This window comes from uncultured Helicobacter sp., assembly GCF_947367035.1.
Lineage (GTDB): Bacteria > Campylobacterota > Campylobacteria > Campylobacterales > Helicobacteraceae > Helicobacter_D.
This window is the reverse complement of the sequence record NZ_CANBCA010000014.1, coordinates 22,808-43,836: the sequence shown is the minus strand read 5'-3', so window position 1 is coordinate 43,836 and position 21,029 is coordinate 22,808. Positions and strand designations below refer to the sequence as shown.

The 21,029-nt window shown below is 33.5% G+C and carries 23 protein-coding genes; 9 read left to right on the top strand and 14 right to left on the bottom strand.

Features of this window, described 5'->3' with window-relative positions:
• Positions 1-67: 67 nt before the first annotated feature.
• The 4 genes from Q0Y61_RS06100 to Q0Y61_RS06085 are packed head-to-tail and all read right to left on the bottom strand — an operon-like array spanning position 68 to position 4,766.
• Positions 68-1,504, bottom strand: a complete 1,437-nt coding sequence (locus Q0Y61_RS06100) for a hypothetical protein (RefSeq protein WP_297812960.1) — start codon at positions 1,502-1,504, stop codon at positions 68-70.
• A gap of 39 nt (positions 1,505-1,543) precedes the next feature.
• Positions 1,544-3,238 (bottom strand): AAA domain-containing protein, encoded by a 1,695-nt coding sequence (locus tag Q0Y61_RS06095; RefSeq protein ID WP_297812957.1) that lies wholly within the window; start codon positions 3,236-3,238, stop codon positions 1,544-1,546.
• Positions 3,198-4,319, bottom strand: coding sequence for a hydrogenase formation protein HypD (hypD, locus tag Q0Y61_RS06090; RefSeq protein WP_297812952.1), 1,122 nt, complete (start codon positions 4,317-4,319; stop codon positions 3,198-3,200). The genes Q0Y61_RS06095 and hypD overlap by 41 nt, the downstream gene beginning before the upstream one ends.
• Positions 4,320-4,322: 3 nt before the next feature.
• Positions 4,323-4,766, bottom strand: coding sequence for a hypothetical protein (locus Q0Y61_RS06085; RefSeq protein ID WP_297812949.1), 444 nt, complete (start codon positions 4,764-4,766; stop codon positions 4,323-4,325).
• 71 nt (positions 4,767-4,837) lie between these two features.
• On the opposite strand from Q0Y61_RS06085, the gene truB reads away from it, so the two are divergent.
• The 9 genes from truB to Q0Y61_RS06040 are packed head-to-tail and all read left to right on the top strand — an operon-like array spanning position 4,838 to position 11,778.
• A complete protein-coding gene (gene truB / locus Q0Y61_RS06080) occupies positions 4,838-5,680 on the top strand; it encodes a tRNA pseudouridine(55) synthase TruB (RefSeq protein ID WP_297812947.1) in 843 nt (280 codons plus the stop codon).
• Entirely contained in the window at positions 5,674-5,910 is a 237-nt protein-coding gene (gene csrA, locus Q0Y61_RS06075; protein ID WP_297812944.1) for a carbon storage regulator CsrA, read from the top strand. Before truB ends, csrA begins: the two co-directional genes overlap by 7 nt.
• A gap of 5 nt (positions 5,911-5,915) precedes the next feature.
• Positions 5,916-6,800 carry a 4-(cytidine 5'-diphospho)-2-C-methyl-D-erythritol kinase gene (locus Q0Y61_RS06070; RefSeq protein WP_297812941.1) on the top strand — a complete coding sequence of 295 codons (885 nt, stop codon included), beginning with the start codon at positions 5,916-5,918 and terminating at the stop codon, positions 6,798-6,800.
• Positions 6,797-7,255 carry an SsrA-binding protein SmpB gene (gene smpB / locus Q0Y61_RS06065; protein WP_297812938.1) on the top strand — a complete coding sequence of 153 codons (459 nt, stop codon included), beginning with the start codon at positions 6,797-6,799 and terminating at the stop codon, positions 7,253-7,255. The genes Q0Y61_RS06070 and smpB overlap by 4 nt, the downstream gene beginning before the upstream one ends.
• A gap of 8 nt (positions 7,256-7,263) precedes the next feature.
• Positions 7,264-7,716, top strand: a complete 453-nt coding sequence (gene exbB, locus Q0Y61_RS06060; protein ID WP_297812935.1) for a TonB-system energizer ExbB — start codon at positions 7,264-7,266, stop codon at positions 7,714-7,716.
• Complete coding sequence (gene exbD / locus Q0Y61_RS06055; protein WP_297812932.1) at positions 7,713-8,102, top strand: TonB system transport protein ExbD; 390 nt, start codon at positions 7,713-7,715, stop codon at positions 8,100-8,102. The genes exbB and exbD overlap by 4 nt, the downstream gene beginning before the upstream one ends.
• Before the next feature lie 11 nt (positions 8,103-8,113).
• Positions 8,114-8,305, top strand: coding sequence for a hypothetical protein (locus Q0Y61_RS06050; RefSeq protein WP_297812929.1), 192 nt, complete (start codon positions 8,114-8,116; stop codon positions 8,303-8,305).
• Positions 8,306-8,314: 9 nt separating this feature from the next.
• Positions 8,315-10,990 (top strand): hypothetical protein, encoded by a 2,676-nt coding sequence (locus tag Q0Y61_RS06045; protein WP_297812925.1) that lies wholly within the window; start codon positions 8,315-8,317, stop codon positions 10,988-10,990.
• Positions 10,990-11,778: an OmpA family protein gene (locus tag Q0Y61_RS06040; protein ID WP_297812922.1), complete on the top strand. Its 789-nt coding sequence runs from the start codon at positions 10,990-10,992 to the stop codon at positions 11,776-11,778. Before Q0Y61_RS06045 ends, Q0Y61_RS06040 begins: the two co-directional genes overlap by 1 nt.
• A 69-nt stretch (positions 11,779-11,847) precedes the next feature.
• On the opposite strand, the gene Q0Y61_RS06035 is transcribed toward Q0Y61_RS06040, so the two are convergent.
• From Q0Y61_RS06035 to Q0Y61_RS05990, 10 genes are all read right to left on the bottom strand, one after another.
• Positions 11,848-12,753, bottom strand: coding sequence for a phosphatidylglycerol lysyltransferase domain-containing protein (locus Q0Y61_RS06035; protein ID WP_297812919.1), 906 nt, complete (start codon positions 12,751-12,753; stop codon positions 11,848-11,850).
• A gap of 40 nt (positions 12,754-12,793) precedes the next feature.
• Positions 12,794-13,045: a hypothetical protein gene (locus Q0Y61_RS06030; protein ID WP_297812917.1), complete on the bottom strand. Its 252-nt coding sequence runs from the start codon at positions 13,043-13,045 to the stop codon at positions 12,794-12,796.
• Positions 13,032-13,409: a flagellar export chaperone FliS gene (gene fliS / locus Q0Y61_RS06025; protein ID WP_115550738.1), complete on the bottom strand. Its 378-nt coding sequence runs from the start codon at positions 13,407-13,409 to the stop codon at positions 13,032-13,034. The genes Q0Y61_RS06030 and fliS overlap by 14 nt, the downstream gene beginning before the upstream one ends.
• A gap of 16 nt (positions 13,410-13,425) precedes the next feature.
• Positions 13,426-15,498: a flagellar filament capping protein FliD gene (gene fliD, locus Q0Y61_RS06020; RefSeq protein ID WP_297812914.1), complete on the bottom strand. Its 2,073-nt coding sequence runs from the start codon at positions 15,496-15,498 to the stop codon at positions 13,426-13,428.
• A gap of 23 nt (positions 15,499-15,521) precedes the next feature.
• Positions 15,522-15,917 carry a FlaG family protein gene (locus Q0Y61_RS06015; protein WP_297812912.1) on the bottom strand — a complete coding sequence of 132 codons (396 nt, stop codon included), beginning with the start codon at positions 15,915-15,917 and terminating at the stop codon, positions 15,522-15,524.
• Positions 15,918-16,142: 225 nt separating this feature from the next.
• The gene (gene moaC, locus Q0Y61_RS06010; RefSeq protein WP_297812910.1) at positions 16,143-16,616 is read right to left on the bottom strand and encodes a cyclic pyranopterin monophosphate synthase MoaC; all 474 of its coding nucleotides are present in this window, start codon (positions 16,614-16,616) and stop codon (positions 16,143-16,145) included.
• 9 nt (positions 16,617-16,625) lie between these two features.
• Positions 16,626-18,755 carry an STT3 domain-containing protein gene (locus Q0Y61_RS06005; RefSeq protein ID WP_297812908.1) on the bottom strand — a complete coding sequence of 710 codons (2,130 nt, stop codon included), beginning with the start codon at positions 18,753-18,755 and terminating at the stop codon, positions 16,626-16,628.
• Positions 18,733-19,146 carry a hypothetical protein gene (locus Q0Y61_RS06000; protein WP_297812906.1) on the bottom strand — a complete coding sequence of 138 codons (414 nt, stop codon included), beginning with the start codon at positions 19,144-19,146 and terminating at the stop codon, positions 18,733-18,735. The genes Q0Y61_RS06005 and Q0Y61_RS06000 overlap by 23 nt, the downstream gene beginning before the upstream one ends.
• A gap of 185 nt (positions 19,147-19,331) precedes the next feature.
• Positions 19,332-19,475: a FeoB-associated Cys-rich membrane protein gene (locus Q0Y61_RS05995; RefSeq protein WP_297812904.1), complete on the bottom strand. Its 144-nt coding sequence runs from the start codon at positions 19,473-19,475 to the stop codon at positions 19,332-19,334.
• 53 nt (positions 19,476-19,528) lie between these two features.
• Positions 19,529-20,890 (bottom strand): major outer membrane protein, encoded by a 1,362-nt coding sequence (locus Q0Y61_RS05990; RefSeq protein WP_297812902.1) that lies wholly within the window; start codon positions 20,888-20,890, stop codon positions 19,529-19,531.
• Positions 20,891-21,029 lie beyond the last annotated feature (139 nt).

Sequence of the window (21,029 nt, the reverse complement as noted above, 5' to 3'; positions counted from 1 at the left end):
TTAATACCCTAAAACTAAAAATAATTTTGCTATTGTAGCAAAATTTAGCCAAAGGTTACGCAAAATTTTACAAAATCATACGCATCATATCAATAAATTGGTCTATATTCCCCTGTACAATAAAATAAGAGATTCCTTCTTCTTTAGCATTTTGTAGTGTTTTTTCCTCCATTCCTTTTGGAATAATTGCACAAAAAAAGGGTATGCCAACAGAATTTTTAAAAATTTCAATGTATTTTTTTCTGAAGCTTAAAATATCCATTTCTTTTACTTTCCATTCCATAACGATAATATGAAATTCCATTGGGTGAGATAAACGCAAATTATCTCGTGGCTCATTAGAAGTGGAAATTTGTAATTCATTATCAAAGTTTTTAAGATGTTCTTTATAATTTTTGCTATCCTTTAAATCCTCTTGAATCAGTAAAATGTTTTTTTTAGAAAGGGTTTCAAGATATTTTAATAAATCAAAAAGTCCTTTCGTTTCTTTGCGGATTTTGTTGTGGTCTAAACTGCGTAAAAAATATTTTAAAAAAGTCTTAGAACTATAAGTGCCTGTAATCCCAGCTTCAATAAAAAATCTTCGCACGCTTAAACTACGTTTTGCTCTTTGCCATAGCAGGAAATCTAAATCATAGGCTTTAGCATTTAAAAGTTTGATGAAATCTTGCTTTAATTCTTTTGTAAGCGGTAAATAACTTTTTAAAAATGGTTCAAAAAATTTATCAGAAAATTCCTCTCCTGCTTTGGTAATCTTGGCTAATTTCTCTTTTTGTTGTGAAAGATAATGCAACAAATCTACATAACGTTTGCGGAAATTTTTGAGATTATTTTGTGCTTGTAGATAACTTGCACTACTTGTATCATTACGTGCAGCAAATTGGTTTTCCATATTTTTGAGCGCTTGTCCCATAGAGGCTTGTTGGATAGAGGCGCTTCTAATAATAGATTGTGTTGCTTGGATTAATTCTTCGTTTTTCACAAACTCAATTTGCCGTGCAAGAAATATTTTTTCATAAGAATATTGTGGTGGATAAGAAGATTTTTTAATAAATGCTTCATATTCTTTATCTAGTTTTCCAAGTTCAGACTTTAGATTACTTAAAGCAAAATTTTGAATTGTGCTATCTAGCTCAAAGAGGTCGTTATAAGCTGTAAATAAGAATCTCTTAATGCGTAAAAAATCTAATTCTTTGTTGGATTGAATCTCTTTTTGGTAATGCCTAATAAGATTTTCAGTGCCACCAAAATAATCATAAATGCAATCTTTAATACTTTTGGTTTGGTTGATAATAAAATTTTCTTTGACAATTTGTTTGGGACGCACCACGCTAACTTGTTTTTTATCCTCTGTAAGTTCAAATTCTACTTCCATATTGGGTGAAATTTCTTTAAAATCTCCGTCCCATATACGCAAATCAAATTCAAATCTACGCTTATTGTGCGCTTGTTCAATTAAACCACGTTTTGTTTGCGCATTTAACCCAATTAGAAAACCATTCATTCTAAATTTATCCTGCACTTTTTATGAAATCTGATTATATCAAAAATTTTTCAGATAAGGCTTTGCAATCTTTATTAAATCACTTAAAAATTGATTGCTTTGACGAAGCCAATAAGTTTTGTTACAGACTAAAATAATTCCTTTTTTTGCACGAGAAAATGCAACATTGAGTGCAAAAAGTGCATTTTGATTATCAGAATTATTCAAGTGATAATGTAAAATAACAGGTGAAAAAAAGATATAATCAAATTCTTGCCCTTGAGAAGAATGGATTGTAAAAACACATTCCTCTTTATAAAGTGTAGGCATTATTTTAAGAATTAATTGACGTTGATTAACAAAGGGAGTTAGAATCGCAAAATCTTGGTGTGCATCAAGAAAAATACGCGCTAAGTTACAGCATTGTGTGGCTTCATTATAATCCGCCTTATCTAAAGGCGGCATTTTTTTCATTTGTGAGGTATCTAAATAATATAAATGCGTATAAGTGTTCAATCCTTGCAAGTTGTTTTTATAAATATAATGATTGAGTAATTGTGCAAGATTGTGACCATAGCGATAAGTTTGTGTTAAAGTAAAAGTATGCGAAATGGGTGGATTCTCATTTGGCAAAGTGGAATCTAAGAAACAAGAATCTTTTTGGGTGTCAAAGAATTTTTCCATAAAAAGTGCAGAATATTGCCAAAATCTTGAGGGTTTCCATTGCGCTTCTTTTATATTAGAGGAGTTTAATATGCAGATAGGTTGTAATTGTTTATGGTCTCCTAATAATGTAATGGGTTTATTAAATGCGCAAAGTGGTAGAGTTTTAATGAGTGGCGAGAATCCAGCCTCATCAATAAAAAAATGTTTGAAATCTATGCTGTGTAAATCGCTTCTACGTAAAAAAGTATCCAAAGTCATCGCAATGACTAAAGCGTCTTGTAGAGACTTTTTATAATCTATATTTTTGCTTTCTAGCAATAAATCACAATTTTTAGGGAAATTTTCAGCAAAGCTTTGGCTAGGTGTGCCAAGTCTTAGAATTTTAGAAGTTTCTATCCCAATTTCGTCCAAATTTATTAGTAAAGTGATTAAGCATTGTTCTAGTGCATTATTAGTAGGAGCAAGAATTGCAACTTTAATATTTGCCTTGAGATAAAAGGCGAGGGCGTGTAGTAAAACGACTTTTGTTTTACCACTTCCAGCGGCACCCCAAATATAGCAAAAGGGGTATTCAAAAATTCCTTTGAGTGCATTTAATTGTTCTAAATGTGGCGGAGTTTGAAGTGTTTTAAGCGCGTCAATATCAGGTTTTAATGGAGGTGGAATAGTAGGAAGTTGCAAGGAGTGCTTTTGAGAATAAAAATGAATAACATTTTGAATGAGAAATTTTAAATCTGAAATAAGTTGCAAAGATTCTTTTTGTTTTAATAGCATATTGCAAAGGTTTTCGCTCATAGTCAGGCTCAATGCTTTGGATTTTTCATCATACGATAAAATGCTAATTTCTGATTCTTTTTCTAAAACAAATTCGCCTAGCCGAGTGCAAAGAATCAAGTTTTCGGTGCTTTTGAGTTTATACTCTAGTTGCAAACGCATTCCAAAAATATCTTTAGAAACATTTTGGATTTTGATAATTTCAAAGCCTTTATCATAGGTTTGCATATATTCTAAATAATTTTCTGCTACTTGAATTAAAAAAGCTATTAAACTAGACAGGGCGCATTCCTTGATATTTGTAATACGCCGCACAAGCTCCCTCGCTACTTACCATACAGCTTCCTAATGGATTATGTGGAGTGCAAGAAATGCCAAAAAGCTTACAATCAAAAGGTTTTTTGTTGCCCTTTAAAATTTCTCCACATAAACAACCCTTATGCTCTTCTTTTGCGATTCCACCTAAAAACTCCTTAAAAATAAGGCTTGCATCATAATTTGCATATTCCTTTTTAAAACGCAAGGAAGAATGTGGAATCTCCCCAAGTCCGCGCCAATAAAAACTATCGTCTGGTTCAAAATATTTTTCAACAAGATTTTGTGCTTTCTGATTACCTTGTGTTGTTACACTACGCGCATATTGCGTTTCTACTTGAGGAGATTGATTGATGGTTTGTTGGACAATACTTAATAGGCTTTCACCTACATCTACGGGTTCAAATCCACAGATGACAATAGGAATCTTAAATTTTTCTAATAGGGGTTGATAAATTTTAGAACCTGTAATAACGCTTACGTGAGAAGGTGCTAGGAGTGCATTAATCTGGCAATTTGAAGCATTTAAGATTGTTTCAAGTGGGGGTGGCACAAGCACGTGATTAATATGCAAAGAAATGTTTTGAATTTTCAAAGAAATTGCACGTTCTAATAGAGCCGCAGACATTGGTGTAGTGGTCTCAAAACCAATAGCAAAATAAACAATGTGTTTAGTTGGATTTTCTTTTGCAATTTTTAATACTTCTAAGGGAGAATAAACAAATCTTATATCAAGCCCCTTTGCTCTTGCATTTTGTAGGCTACCATAGCTTCCGGGAACTTTAATCATATCTCCAAGTGTAACGAGAATCACATTTTTTTGACTTGCAATTTTATAGGCACAATCAATACGATTTTTTGGCATTATACACACAGGACAGCCTGGTCCATGCACAAATTCAATTGAATTAGGTAAAAGATCTGGTAAGGCATATTTCATAATCGTATGCGTATGCCCACCACAAACTTCCATTACTTTTAAAGGGTGTGTTAAATTTTTACTTAATTTTTTTAAAGCATTAAAGATTCTTTGAATGGCTTGACCATCACGATAAGTATCAATATGAGGATTTTGTATCATATTCTATTCTTGCAAGATTTTTAAAATCAAACCATCAAAATTATGTGAATAGGGTGGATTAAACCCTATTACGGGGATTTGGTAATTTTGTGCGAAGTTTGTTATATGTGAAGTGGTAATAACTTGCACATACATCTTCATCAAATAACGTGGAGTGAAGCTAAATAAAGCGGTGGGAGAAAACTCTTCTCTTGCCTCATTATAATAGTCTTTGAAGTAGAATCGCACTTCTTGCAAATTTCTATTAGGTGATTGCTCGTAAAGAATTTTAAAACGATTAATGAAAGTGTTTGCAAAATCTTGTGGCACGATGTCTGTATTGCGTGATTTCATATAAACGAGTTTAGGATAAGAAATATTGGGATTTGCCAAAGGCACTTTGACGCAGCTTGAAAAAATAAATAAGCTAATAATTAAAATAAAAAATGTTAAAATTCTACTTTGCATTCTATAAATTCTCTTAAAGTTAAAGATTTTTGAAGTGCAAATTTTAGCAAAATAAATGAGGATTTTAAAGTTTGAATCGTATTTTTGTTGCCAAAAAACCTCTTTTTATTTCTTCTAATCATTATTTAAACACTTTAAAAAGGCGTTTTGGTGAAAAAAAAGCAGGTTTTAGCGGGATTTTAGACCCTTTTGCTTGCGGTGTATTGCTCGTTGCGCTAGGACAATATACCAAACTTTTTAGCTTTTTAAAAAAATCTCCTAAAGTTTATCAAACAACACTTTGGCTTGGAATGGAGAGTGATTCTTTAGATTTGGAAAATGTGCGTGAAGTGCAAAAAGTGCCTAAGATTTCTCAAGAAACGATAGAATCACTTTTACAAAGCTTTGTTGGAAATGTGTGTTTTACCCCGCCAAAGTATAGTGCAAAAAAAATAGGAGGCGTCAAGGCATATAAACTGGCACGCAAAGGAGAAAATGAGTTATTAGAGCGGTCTTTAAGAGAACAAACAATGCAGATAGAAAAAATAGAGTTTTTGAATTATTCTCACCCTTTTGTTAGTTTTAGGGTATGGGTGAGTGAGGGAGCTTATATTCGCTCTCTTGGAGCATTAATTGCAAAGGAGCTAGGTTGCAGAGGTTCACTTAGTTATTTGGAGCGCATTAGTGAGGGAGGATTATACTATGAGGGGGAAAAAGCACTCAATCCTTTAAAAATTTTACCTTTTAAAACCATTGATTTGCGAAATGATTTTGTTACGCGCAAGAATATGCAAGAGGGTCAAAAGATTTCTCCAGAAATATTGAAAATTAATGAATTTGGAAAATATATAGTGCAATTTGAAGATTTTTTCTCTATAATTTCATACGAAAATCAAAACTTACAATATTTAGCAAATAGGATTCCTTTATGTTGATTTTATCAAGAAAAGAAAATGAGAGCATTACCATTGGCGAAAATATCACAATCAAGGTGATTTCTATTGATAAAGGCAATGTAAAAATTGGTTTTGATGCACCGCCAGAATTACTCATTTTGCGTGAGGAATTAAAACTTGCCATTTCAGAAGAAAACAAAAAATCTCTTCAGCAACAAACACAAGGGAATATGCTTGATAGGCTTGTGGCAGCTAGAAAGAAAGTTTAAAAATAATGGTTTGCGATTTCTTGGCGCAAAATTCTGCTTATAAGTCCTATGCAAAAATCAATTTATTTTTAAAAATAGTTGGTAAAACTAATGTTAATGGCATAAATTATCATTTGTTGCAATCACGCTTTATGAAAGTGTCAAACCTTTATGATACATTATTTTTTGATTGGAATGCACAGAGTTTTGAAATTGTGGGTTGTTTTGGTTGCTCAATGGAACAAAATACAATTTATAAAGCCTATGACTTACTAAAACCCTATTTGAGAGAATCGCAAAATAAAGCGTTAAAGCATTTGAAAGTTTGCGTGGATAAGAAGATACCAAGTGGCGGAGGATTAGGTGGAGGAAGCTCTAATGCAGCTTGTTTTTTACAAGTTGTAAATCAAGAATTGAAGCTTAATTTGGATTGGCAAACCCTGATAAATCTCGGTGCGCAAGTAGGGAGTGATGTGCCGTTTTTTTTAAGTGGTTTAGAAATTGCTAATGTTGAGGGGAGGGGAGAGATTATAGAATCGTGTAATAAAGGAAAAGAATCACAAGATTTTGCACCTTTTGAAGTGGAAATTGTTACTCCAAAGATTCATTGTGAAACAGCAAAGGTTTTCAAAAAATATTCCGATTCTTTTTATAAAGAAGCAAAAATTCAGCAAACAAAAGCACAAAATTGGCTAAAAATATCAAACCAAGAGATTTTACAAAAAAGTGCTTTCGAAAATAATGATTTATTTGTAGCAGTTTTGGCGCTTTATCCAAAATTGGAATCTTATGTTAAAGAAGGCTTATTTCTAAGTGGAAGCGGAAGTTGCTTTTGGTGCAAGAAGTCATTATTTAAAGAATACCAAAAATATATGGATAAGCCAATAGAATCTCTAAAGGTAAAGCAATGAAAATCATCGCAACCAATAAAAAAGCTACTTTTGATTTTTTCATTTTAGAACGTTTAGAAGCGGGAATTGAACTAAAGGGGAGTGAAGTGAAATCTATTCGCGCAGGACGCGTGAATTTAAAAGATAGTTTTGTCAAAATTATTCAAGGAGAAGCATTTTTGTTTCAAGCACATATTGCAACACTTGCTACTACAAACCTACACTACAAACCTGATGAGAAACGTCCGCGCAGATTGCTTCTACATCGCAAAGAGATTGATAAACTTTTTGGCAAAAGTCAAGTTTCTGGTATGAGCATTGTTGCGTTGAAGCTTTATTTTAATTCTCGTAATAGGGTAAAATTAGAAATTGCTTTGGCAAAGGGTAAAAATTTGCACGATAAACGCGAATCTCTAAAAGAAAAAATCCAAAAGCGAGAAATCGCACAGACTTTAAAAGAGATGCAAAGGAAGTAAGAAGAAAAATGTCAGAGGTATCTTTAAAAGAAATCGTAGAATATGGAGTGATTGGTGTGTTAGTTTTAATGAGCATAATAGCACTTTGGGCAACACTAGAGAGGTTATTGTTTTATAAATACATTAAATTAGTGCTTTATACCAATAAGACGGAACTAGAAATAGACCTTTCAAAGAATCTTACTTTGATTGCAACTATTGGTTCAAATGCTCCTTATGTCGGACTTCTAGGAACGGTGTTTGGGATTATTATCACTTTTGTCCAGATTGGACAATCGGGTATGGTGGATACTGCAAACATTATGACAGGACTTGCACTTGCGTTACAAGCCACAGCAGGGGGGCTGTTAGTTGCGATTCCAAGTATTGTGTTTTATAACCTTTTAATGCGTAGAAGTGAAGTTTTAGTTGCGCAATGGGAGATTATGCAAGAAAAGAAGGAGAATAAAGGCGCACAATGAGAAATTTTAGGAGAATGGATAGTATTAATATTGTGCCTTTTATTGATATTATGCTTGTTTTGTTGGTGATTGTTTTAACAAGTGCTACTTTTATTGCACAAGGCAAGATTCCTATTGCAATTCCACAAGCACAAGGTTCTGATAAAATTACCAAACCTTTAAAGAGTATTGAAATTACGATTGATGCACAAGGGCAATATTATTTGGATAAAATGCCGATGAGTTTAGGGGAAATTCAAAGTGAGATTGTAAAGATTTCAAAGGATACACCAATTTTATTGCGTGGAGATCAAAAAAGCACTTTTGAAAAATTTGTCGCATTAGTTGGGGTTTTAAGCTCTAGCGGACACGATAATGTAGATGTGCAAGTGGAACAAAGTCGTTAAAGGAGCGTTGAATGTTTAGGGAAAGCTATGATTTGTCTATGATTATTTCAGCTGTAGTTACTTTTATGGTAATTGTGCTAACGATTCGCTTTGTGCTTTATCTTGCTAATCGCAAAAATTCGCAGATTCAGAAACCTGATTGGTTGGAAGATGAACGTTTTGATGTGCAAAGAAAAAAAGGTAAAAAAGATAAATCAAAATAAGGAAAAACAATGGAGAATCTAATTATTAATTTATTTTTCACTGCGTTTATGTTTGCGTTAGCACTTTGGGACTATTTAAGCTATGGCAAACAAAAACATCGTGATTTTAAATCCATCATTATGAGTGCAGGGGTTTTGGGGACATTTGTAGGTATTTTTGTAGGTTTGCAAGATTTTGATGTCGGTAATGTAGAGAACTCTGTTCCTTCCCTTCTTGCGGGATTAAAAACTGCATTTTATACTTCTATTTTGGGAATGGCACTAGCAATTTTGCTTTCTATTCTGCAAAAAAGTAAAGCAGTGAAAAGTGATTTTGAGAATATGTTAGATTATTTTTCTCTGCAAGCTGGGAAACTAGATAAGTTAGAATCTCTTAGCAAATTACAAGAAATTGTTACACAAAATCAAGCCCAAATAGAATCTCAAAACACTTATTATAAACAACAAACACACAATTTTAAGGTTTTAGAGGATAATTTCATCAAAACAAATATTGCTTTAAAAGAAGCGATGTATCATCTAGCGCAAGGGGCTTCAAAAGAATTGATTACGGCACTTGAAGGAGTCATTAAAGACTTTAATCAAAGAATTACTGACCAGTTTGGAGATAATTTTAAAGAGTTAAATAGTGCCGTGTCGCAGATGATTTTATGGCAGAGCAATTATAAGGATTCCATTATCGGTTTGGATTCAAGTCTTAAAAATAGCTTGAAACTTTTTGAATCCACCAAAGAATCGTTAGAAGTAGTTGCTAAACGCAATACAGAAGTGTTGGAAGTTTATAATGCTTTAGCGCATAGCATTGAAGCTTCAAGAATTGAGAATGAAAAACTTTCCTCGCTTTTACAAGGTTTTGAAAAAATGCACGAAAATGCGAGTAAGGCTCTAGGAAGTGTGGAGAATTTAAGTCAAAATTTACAGCACACGCACGCACAAGCACTAGAATTTACTAAAGAATCTCTTGAAAAAGTGCAAAACTTTTTAACAAAAAGCACACAATTACATCAAGAAAATACACAAGAAATATTAGAAAGCAGTTTTAAAGCTATTGAAGAGGATACACAAAAGCAATCTGAACAATTAAATGCTTTGCAGAGTGCTTTTGATGCGTTTAATCGTTCCTATTTGGAGCAAAATAAAGAACATTTAGAAGAGGCTTTGGAATTTTTAAAGTCTAAGGCGCAAGAGTTTATGGAATCTTTAATGGAGAGTGATTCTGCATTGAAACATAAAAACTTAGAGATGATAGCACAAATCGAAAATAGTGTTAAAGAACGTGTAGAAAGTGTTAAAGAAAGCTTTGAAGAAAGTTTGGATACTTTGGAGAATGCACAAAAAGAATCATTACTTTTAATTGAGGAACAAACAAAACGAAGTGATGAGGCATTATTGCGCCATTCACAAGAAATGGGAAGCACATTAGAAAAAGCAAGTCAGAATTTACAAGAGTTAGGTGAGCAAACACAAAAAAGTCTGGTAAAAAATTCTGATACATTAGAACAACATATTGCAAATGCTGTGTTAAACTTTGATAAACTCTTAGGAAATACCACTAAAACTTTAGAAGAAAATTTCAAAGATTCCAAAGAAACCTTAACACTCCTTAGTAAAGAAATAGAAAGCTCTATGCTAACGACAACTAAGTCTTTGGATTCTTTATTAAATGATACTGCAAATACCCTAAGCCAAAGCACACAAAACATTGAGGAATCTTTAGTGCATACGAATCAAACCTTAATGGATTCTTTTAAAAAAAGTACAAAAAGCATACAAGAGGGATTTCAAGTCTTTAATGAAAATTTGAGAGACAATTTGACAAAAACTACCGACACAATTGGAACAAGTGTAACTACTCTGCTAGAACAAAACCAAATACATAGCCAAAATTTGCAAGATTTAATGGCAAAAAATATGAATGAGTTTAATCAAAGTTTAATTGCAATGCAACAAGAGAGCCAAAACCATAATGTAGAAATTCAAAATCAAATTCGTAGTAGCTTTGGCGAATCTTATAAAAATGCTTTGGAATCTCTAAGTGCATTTCTAAAAAACACAACAAGTGCTTATCAAACGCAATTAACCACTATGGCTCAAAATACTCATAAAACAAGCTTAGAAACTCAAGAGAAGCTAGAGCAAGATTTGCAAATGCGCTTAAGAGCTATTGCGCAAGGCTTTGAGAGTAATGCACACAAGGTTTTGGAGAATTCTGAAAACTTGGCAAATAATTTGTTGAAAATTAGCAATACACAACTTCAATCTCATACAAAAGAAATAATGATAAGCTTTAATACTTTGGATAAAAGTATTAAAACAACTTTAGTTGAAATGGCAAAAAACTATCTTGCAAATCTTGAAGTTCTTACAAGGCAAAGTATAGAAACGCCTAAAAATGCAAGCGTAGAATTATTAAATGAGTTTAATAAATTGCAAAACAATCTAAGCGATGCACTTGCAAAGACCTATTTATCGCTAGAAAATAACCGAAAGGAAATTGATACAATTTTAAAAATCATACAAGCTAACATTTCTACCTCCTTGAATCAGACTTCTAGCTTAAATGAAAATCTCTGTAAATCATTAGGTGATTTGGATGGCGCGCTTTCAAATATTACTTTAGGGTTTCGTCAAGATTATGAATGGTTTTTGCGTAGAATCCGAGAATTAATGGGAGCTAGAGGTTAATGGCAAATTCTCATAAAGGTAACGAGTGGATTAGTATTTCAGATATGATGGCAGGCGTTATGATGATTTTTTTGCTTGTTGCTGTCTCTTATATGGTAGTCATTAGTAAAACAGAAAAAAAACTTGCGATTCAAAACGCCGAACTTTTAGAATTAAATCGTCAAATGAGTGATATTGCAAAGACACATAAAGATTTGCAAATGGAACTTTATCAAGATTTGATTTCAGAGTTTTCTACGAATTTAGAACATTGGAACGCTGAAATAGATATAGATAATACGGTGAGATTTAAAGAGCCAGATATTTTGTTTGACCAAGGACAAAAGGAGGTTAAAGCGCGTTTTAAAGAGATTTTGGACGACTTTTTTCCACGTTATATTAAAATTTTAAGTCAAGAAAAATATAAGCAAGATATTGAAGAGATTCGCATTGAGGGGCATACTTCCACGGAATGGCAAAACGCCAATACTTTAGAATCTCGTTATTTGGGAAATGCGGAACTTTCTCAAGCAAGAGCATTAGAAGTCTTAAAGTATTGTTTTGGTAATAAGCAAATTGATGCGCAAAAACAATGGCTCATTAGTGTTTTACGTGCAAATGGGTTATCTTTTGCTAAGCCTTTAGAGACTCCTGAACTCTCACGCCGTGTAGAATTTAAAGCATTAACAAAAAGTAATCAAAAAATTCTTAAAATTTTAGATGTCCAACAAGAATTACAAGAAGAGGAGACTCTAGAAGAAAAGCCTTACCAAGAAATTTCAAAAGAATTTTTAGAAAAAGTCCAATAAAACTATTGATAAAGTGGAGGATTCTTTATTCTAAGCTTTGACAATTGGGAGATAAATGGATTTTGATTTTTAATTAGATTTTAAAATGGCATCAAATTTAGTCTGTAAAAAAAGTGGCTTATAGGATTGTTTGGCTTTGCGCAAACCTTCAAGCCCTAAGTCTTCTTCGCGATTAACTAAAGGATAGGTGCTCCACTCGTGGGCTAAAAATTCACGATTAATCACTTGATAAGCTCCTTGATATTCAATATCAGCTTTTTCAATATGAATGACTGCGGTGTTAGTGTTAAGAGGTTCTCCAAAGCTAAAGGCAATGATTTTTCCTTCTACACGCAAGATTCCACCTTTAAAATCTAATTTTGAAAATTGTTTAAGAGATTCTATGATTCCGATGTATTCGTTTCTTAAACCTTCACTTGCTGTGTCATTTATTTTTCCAAACCAGTTTTGATAGGTAGCAATCAGTTCCTTAAGATTATCCACGTTTAAGGTTTCATAGGTAAAAGTGTAACGTTCTGTAAAGCGATTTAAATGTGTTTTTTTCTTATGATATTTTTTACCCTTTAGCGCAATGAGTTCGGGAGTAGAGTAAATATAATCGCTTCTATCTTCGCGATAGATAAAATCAAATTCGTTAGGGAAGAGGGATTCTAACTCTTCTTTATCTATCTGACTTAAGGAATGGATAGAAAATGTTAAGCCTTTTGCTTTACAGATTTCTTGTAGTTGCATAATAGCCTGTTTTTTGCTGTTTAAATCATTTTGTTTATGAATAGGGTAGAATATAAATGGATTTTCATTGGGATATTGTGTTTTAATGATTAAGCAATCATTTAAAATTACCCAACTGATATGACGCGCATAATGCCAAAGATAGAGATTTGTAAAAGTTAAGTCCGAAACAAGAATATTTTGTGAAGTAAAGAAGCTAGTTAGCAAATCTTTATCTTCAATATCAATAGGTTTCCAATGCATTTGTATTCCTTTAGTTAAAAAGGTATTTTAATACAAACAATTAAAAAGAAATATTAAGCCTTTGAGAGTTTTCTTGTTGGGGGAAGAAATTTTTTGTTTGCTTAAGTTTGCGCATTTCTAAGCCTAACTTTTCTTTTTGGGCTTTAGCATATTCAGTAATTTGCTCCATAATTGCTAGTGCTTCAAACATTTCATCACGAGTTTTTAGGATAGGTGTATTGTCTAAAAGCTCGTTTATCTTGCTATCATTTTTATTCAAATATGCCACTTTTAATTCATTAAGCCAATTCATGATTTACCTCTTTCCACGCTTCAAGTAATCCTTTAACTACTTTTATCACGATGTCAATTTTATCTTTGTTATTTTCCATATTCGCTTGAGTGAGAAGCTTGATTTGGTGCGTATAAAGCCCTGTTAAATAATGAGCAACTTGACCACCTTTTTCATAATCTAGCGAATTTAAAAGCTCCACAAAAATATCTGTGGTGCGATTAATATAATAAATCTTTTTCTCAATATCTTGAGAGTCGATGCAACGTTTTGCCATTGAAGCGAAGCGTAAAATACCTTCATAAAGCATTTCTACAAGCTTCGCTGGAGATTCTACTGCAACGGAATTTTGCTGATAAGAATTGTAGGCTAAACTGCTTTTCATCTTTTAAATTCCTTTCTTAATTTGAAGAATACATTGATTGAATCATTGCATTCACTGTGTTTTGCTGATTCTGTATTTTGGCAATCATTTGGTCATATGCTGACCATTTCTCTGCCATCATATCATAGCGCGTATTAATGCTTTCTTGTGTTTTAGTTTTATCCTCATTCAGAGATTTTTGTTCATCTACAAGAGAGGTTTCTAAAACTTTTAAGGTAGATTTGCTACCTGTAATTAAACTATCCATTGTATTACGAAGTTTTGTAAAAACGCCATCTACTTCTTTTTCTTCTCCTCTAATCGTGCTAGTCGTGCTTCTAAAAAAAGCCACTGCGGCATCAGGATCTTCCTTAAATGCAGAGTTAAATTTCTCTTTGTCCATTTTTAATGTGCCATCATCATTGAAATAGATTCCGTATTTGACGAGATTATTTCCTTTTACATCATTAGAAGAAATGATAGTGTTGAATTGTCTGGTAATTTGTCTAATATCATTATTTCCATTAAATACACCCGCAATTTTGGTGTCTTTATCATACTTCATTAACTCGGTGATTTTGTTATACATTGCATTATAATTTTCTACGAATTTTTCCATTTCTTCTGCAATTCCTTTGTCATCACGCGAAACACGCACAATCACATCTTTGTTCGTCTCTGTAATTGCTGTAAGTTCTAAGGAAAGTCCAGAAACCACATCATCAAAACTATTTTTATCACGTTCCACTTCAATCCCATTATAGGTAAATTTTGCATTTTGTGCATTTTGAATATTAGTAATATCCATTTTGGATAAAAATTCTTGGCTATTTGTATAACTACCTGCACTTATACCCACCTGGTCTAAAACTTTCTTTTGAGCCTCTGCATCTGTGCCTTCCGCACTAATTCTTATACTGTTACCATCATTACTATTAAGAACTAATTTACCATCTTTGACTTGTGCAGAGACTTTTCCTGATAAATTTGTATTATTGTTAATTGCATCAGCAATTGCTTGGGCATTATCTACACCTGTTGTGTTGCTGATTGTGTTTAAATCAATTTTTTCACCATTGATAAGAATAGCACCTTGTAGATTCCCACTTTTCACAGCAGTTGAACCTTTCACAAGGTCAAAATCACTTGGTCCTGCATAAGTCTTTACGAATCCTAAATCCGTATCAACTTCGCTAGTTCCAGCAGCAGCTTGAATTTTAGCATTTTCAACTTTTACTTTAATATCACCGCCTTTGGAGTCATTAATAAGCAAACCTTTTCCTGTGCTATTTAAGCCAATAGTGATGTCGCCATTTTGTAGTTTATCTTTTAGGTTAGCATCATTATTAATTTTGTCGGTAACTGCTTGTAAAACCGCTTTAGCATTATCTTCAGCAGAATTTCCTAATTCGCTTCCAATGGTTGATAAATCAATGCTGACATCTTTGCCGCCAATTTCAATCTTTAATGTTCCACTTTTAATTTGTCCACCGGGCATTGCAGCACTTTCAAGTGTGCTTCCAAAATAGATTTTGTTTTGCGCACCAGAATCTTTGCCTTGAATCATTAATTGATAGGGATTGTCCCCACCTGTTTTCATAATGATACCCATCACTGCACCATCGGTTTTATCAGTAATGGCTTGTCCGACTTCTGCTACACTCATACCCGCTTTGATATCAATGTTATAATTCGTGCCATTATGATAGAAATTAAGGGTTGTATTCTCTGTGCTAAAGACACTATCTCTTGAAGCAAATTTCAATCCCACTTGATTGACATCATTTTGTGCAAGTTGTTTGACATTAATTTTGATATCTTGAATCGCTAAACCTTCACCTGCTGTTGCCTTAACACCACTGCCCTCCACAGAAGCAGAGCGTTTTTGGTAAGTGCTGAAATCTGATAAGTTTTTGAAGTTGGTGTTCAAAGAACCCATTAGTGTCAAAAGTGATGTAAGTTCTGTTTGTTTCTCCATATTGGTTTCAATTTTTTTAGTAATTGGATTAACGCGATTCTTGACCTCTTGCTCTTGCATTTGGTTGATAATATCCCAAGAAAGAACGCCACCACTTCCAAGTCCTAATGAAGCAAAAGTTCCTAAAGCCATAATAATCTCCTTATTTTATAATCTCAAACTTGTTTATCAAAAATGATTCCAACTACTTCTCGCATCTTTGCCATAAGTTGCATTGCTTCATCACTTGGAATCTTGCGAATGATACGATTGGTATCCTTTTCGCTCACAGTGATAAAAAGTCCTTCTATCTCTTCATTAAACCCAAAGGTAACATTTGTATTTAATGGATTCAACTCTTGATTGAGTTGTTGAGCCAATTCATTGAGCTTTTGTTTTTGTTCTTGAATCTTTTGCTCTTCACTCGATTTGTCAATTTCTGTCTGCGCTTGTTGCGTTTGAGTCATTGACTCTGTTCGTGCTTTTGCGTTGTTTTGTCCATTAATACTCCTTGGAGTATAAAGGCTTCCTTGTGTGCTAGCAATATTTATTCCACTTTCAGTAACAACCATAGTAACCTCCTTATTATCTAGGCGAAATTATTTAGAATTAAATTGCGTGGCTTTTAACCTAGTAATTAAGGCATTTATGAATTTATGCAACTTAATTTATGAAAGTATATCGGATATTCTTTAAAAAAATAAAGAGTAAATAAGCAAAATTTGCAAGAAAATGTTCAGAAATTACAATTTATTAAAAAATAAAGAAAATTTGAAGAATATTTTGTTTTATGTAAATTAAAATCGCACAAAATGACCACTCTTCCCGCCACTTTTTTCAACCAAATAAATTTCACTTAAAACCATTGTTTTATCTATTGCTTTTACCATATCATAAATTGTCAAAAGACCGATATTAACGCCCATTAAAGCTTCCATTTCTACACCGGTTTGTCCATAGGTTTTTGCTCTAACTTCTAAAATAAACGCATTTTCACTTTCTATCTCTTTTATATTACACTGAATGTTTGTTAAAAATAAGGGGTGGCACATTGGGATTAGCTCACTTGTGCGCTTTGCTCCCATAATTGCTGCAATGATTGCGGTTTGCAATACTGCACCTTTTTTTACCTTTTGTTCTTTAATTGCGCAAAAGGCTTCATAGTTCATTGTGATTTTGCCCCTTGCGATTGCTTCTCTGTGTGTGGAATCTTTTGCCGAGACATCTACCATTTTGGGATTTTGTCGTTTATCTAAATGCGTAAGCTCCATACGAATCCTTTATAATAATTTGTAAATGGTTATTTTGTCATTTTTTAGCACTTTTTGGAATAAATTTTTATCCAAGTTTTCAAAAAATAATCCTTTGAAATAGAATCTCTCTAAATACGATTCCGCACAAAGCAGAGTTTTTCCATTGGGCAAAAAGACGGCTACAAGTGAGCTTTGTGTATCAAAGATTTGTGTTGTATGCTGCTTTAAATCTATGCTTTTAAGAATCTTAAAATGCAAGTTTTGTGTAGTAACTTCGCCTGTATTTGGATTTAAGGTAATATCGTTTTTGAAATATATCTTATCCTTTGTTGCTTCAAGAGAAAGCGCAAAAAAATCAAGTTTTGTTGATTTTCCATTACTTAAATCCACTTGAGAAAAACGCATTACATTAGGAAAAATCTCAAGCATTCTCCAAGGCAAAATAAAATAAAGTGTGTTAGGGGAACGCGTCCATTCTTGCTTGTTTTTAAGATTTTCTAATGTTTTTGGAATACCAAGTGTTTGAAAATGAGATTCCAAAGTCTCGCCCTTTAAAAGCATTTTGGCTAGATTGTAGCTTATTCTCTCCTCTTTTGTGCTAAGCGCAAGGCTAATAGGAAAATTTTGCATTCCTGAATGCCTTCCGCCATCTACAAAGGTTTGCAAATCGCTAAAATAATGGACAAAATAGCCATAATCCCACCAAGTGAGCGCAAAATCTCCCTTTTTGGTAGGAATAGAGCGCAGAATCTCTGCTTCGCTCGCTTCCAAAATCGGCGCAATGACATAATTTCTAATATGCCACAAATGCGGCGCAATGACAAGCAAAATCAATCCAACAATCAAAAGAAATTTTGGGATTTTATATGAAAAGTTTTTTAAAATTTCTTGGAGTTTAAAAAGTAAGAATCCCATTCCAAGTGCCGAGATTGGCACAGTATAAAAGCTAAAACGCAAGCCTTGCACAAGCGCAAAACAACCTAGAACCAAAAAGGGTAGAAAGAGAATGAATCTTTTGTCCTTGAAAATCAATCCAAAATAGCTCAAAATCGCTAAAATAAACCAAGCGATTCCACCACTGACGCGATAGGCAAACTCGCCAAAATCAATATTTGAAACCTCCGCAATAGAATCCAAAACATTAAAATAATGCAATCCTGTATTTGTAGTGTCGGCAAGATAATCGCTTAAATAATGGCTCTGTAAGAAACTGGGTAATAATTTCCACAGCAAAAGGCTTAGATTACATAAAAAGTAAAGAAAAAATAAAATTTTATGGATTGGAAAGGTTTTGTGTAAAATATCCAAGAAAAACCCTAAAAAGAATCCTAAAAATATCCAAATCCAAGTGAATTTTGGAAAAAAAATTACTAAAGTTAAGATGAAAAATAAACCTAAAATAATCCATTGCATTGGGGATTCTTTTGATGATTTGTTGCATAAGTCTTTCAAGAAAAAGCATAATAAAATTAAAAGATAACCCAATAAAACATAGCGCAAATGGGAATAATACAAAAGGGAAAAAGCACTCAAAGAAAATAGAGTCGCAAAATCTAATGCTTTTTGTGTCCTAAGAGTGCGTAGGATTATCGCTCCAACACTCAAACCTAAAACAATGACAAGCATATCTGTATCATAATAACCAAACATCGTACGATTATAATAACTCACACTCATTGCGCCCAAAAATCCGCTTAATGCGCACGGAATCGCTCCAAAATTGCGCGTCAAAGCCATAAGAGGAAAAACAATTAAGCTTCCAAAGATTGCAGGGAGAATGAATAAGACTTGCTCCAAATTAAAGGGAAGACAAAGGGTGAGGAATGCAGTCAAGAGAGAAAGAATCTCACTTGTGGATTTATAAAGGGGCAGATGAGGGGAGATAGAAAGAGTAAAAAAGTCTTGCAAAAAGTTTGGAAGATGCCAAATAGGAGATTGCAAAATCTCCCAAATAAAAGACTGCCGAAATTCTTGATAAAGTCTTAAGAGTTCCTTTGCGCCTTGTGCGTAGAAATAGCCATCGTGCGTGTTAAGCAAGGGAGCTTGATTGTAAAAATATTGCGGATAGGCACTAAGGGCGAAAAGATAATAAAGCCGAAGTAACACGCAAAGCAAAAAGACAAAAAATGCTAGACTAAGAAAGGATTTTAGGCGCATATTTTTCCCGTGATTCTTTTTGCAGTCTTTTAGCTTCTTTATAGAATTTTACTAATCCGCCTTTATGGATTGTTTTGCAGGCTTGAATCAAGCTCGCACCTAAGCGATAAGAGAAAGTTTGCTTTTCGTAGATTGCGCTCTTGTAATCCTCATAAGATTCCAAAGGAGGCAATTTTAAATGGGGCTTTTTAGCAATGATGTGCGCATAAAATCTTGCTTCTTGTCTGTGTTTTAAGGCTTTTTTGTCGCTCTTGCTAAAACCATCGTGAATCAAATAGAAAATATCCACCTTATCGGCACATTTTTCCTTGATATTAGCCAAAAGCGCACCAATCACAAAGGCAGAATCGCAAGTCGCACAAAGTAGGATTCCTAATGGGTATTTTTTCATTGATTTGTCCAAGTTTGATATTTGATAGTTTTTAGCGATGTAAAAGGATATTTTATAATAATTTTTGCAAATTTCCTAAACTCTGCAATGAAATCTTAAAGGCGATTTTTAATAGATTGCTAAGGACGCAGTAGCTTGTTTTTGTCATTGCGAGACTTCGTAGAAGTCGTGGCAATCTATGTGGATTATGGGTTGTCTTGCAGTTTGTGAGGTTTTTTTGAAGAATCACTACAACCGCAACTGCAACCCTTATCTTTTTTGGGGTAAAGTTTATAGCCAAAGTATAAAAGCGCACCAACGAAAATAAATCCTAAGATAAAAGTTTCCATTTAACCTCCAAAACAAGATTCTATGAGATTCATAGAATCTTAAATTTTAACCATTAAAATGTATAAACAATTTCTACTTTGAATTGATTTCTATTTTCCAAACCTGTTTCTGGAGAGACATAATTTCCGCTACGCTCTGTTTTTAAAAACGCATAATAGGCATAGATTTCTAAGTTTTCATTGTATCCCCAAGTAAGATTTGGTGTAATTTCATAAAAGTCAATGTTTGTTGTAACACGACTTGAAATATCTTTGACTTTATTTTTACCATTGACATAATCTATTCCCATATTTAGATTTTCAAGCAAATCATAGGACAAAAATGCATAAAAGACATCTAAGTCTTTTTCTGCATTTTTGTTGATTGCGCCCCCAATCGCAGAAAAATTTACTCCTGTGGTGTCATAATTATCAAACCAAACCGCACCCGCCATTTGCAATGCACCCTCATCGTCCAAAGAGACTGCGAAATTATCTTTTGTGTTGGTAATATAGCCAAGATTCAAATCTAATGGAATCTCCAATTTTGCTAAATCTACACCGGCTTCAAGGCTGATAAAGTCGCTTTTTGTTTGCATTCTATTATAATTTCCACCCAAAGCCTGTATGAGATTTGCTACGCCGGAGCTTTTGGTTTGTGCATAAGCATATTGTCCGCTTAAATGAAAGAAATCTTGATAGAATCCGAGCTGATAAAAGAATGCAGAATCCACAATATCATCAATATGGAAATACCAAAGTTGCGATTCTATGTTGCCAAAGTCAAACTCCCAATTCCCAATTCCCGCAAGCAGATAGAGCGGTTTGGTAATGCTTGCTTCTTTTGGTAAATCATCTTTTATGTCGTCTAATGCCCAAGAATCAAACGCTCCTGCGACTAAACTAATGCTAGGCAAATCGCTATTAACAATCAAAATTCCTGTTCCTCTGTCCTCTCCTTCGTCATTTAGAGGCGTATCTAAGCGCATTTTTCCAAGCGTGATATTTGTGCTTGTAGAATCCGGTGTAATCAAGGCATTAAAGGTGCTTACGCCAAAGCTATTATCTTTACCCGAGCCAAGCCCATAACCCCAAAAGGATTCCGAATTATCTATTATGCCATCGTTGTTTAAATCCACGCCTTTGCCGTGGTTTGTGTTTTGAGAGGTTTCATAATAAATTCCGAGATTAAGTGCGAGATTCTCTGAAGCAGGGATTTTAAACTCTGCTTCTGCGTGCCAAGTATGCTCTACATCGCCGCTTTTTTCGCCGTCTTTGTTAAATTGAGGATTTTTAAAACGATTGTCTTCATATTCATAACGTAAAAATCCGCTGACATCTATCCCCTTTATTGCTTCCTCTAAGCTCTGCGCATTTGCGTTTGTCGCAAGCGCCAAAAGCCCTATTAGACTTAAACTTGATTTTTTGATGTTCATAAAAACCCTTTCATTTCAAAATTTCAATCAAGGTGATTAAAAATGAGATAGAATCTTACAATTAAAAAACTTAAATGAAAATAATTATCATAATATAATTTTAAAAAATTAAGGATTTTTTCCAAAAAACTTAAAGCCA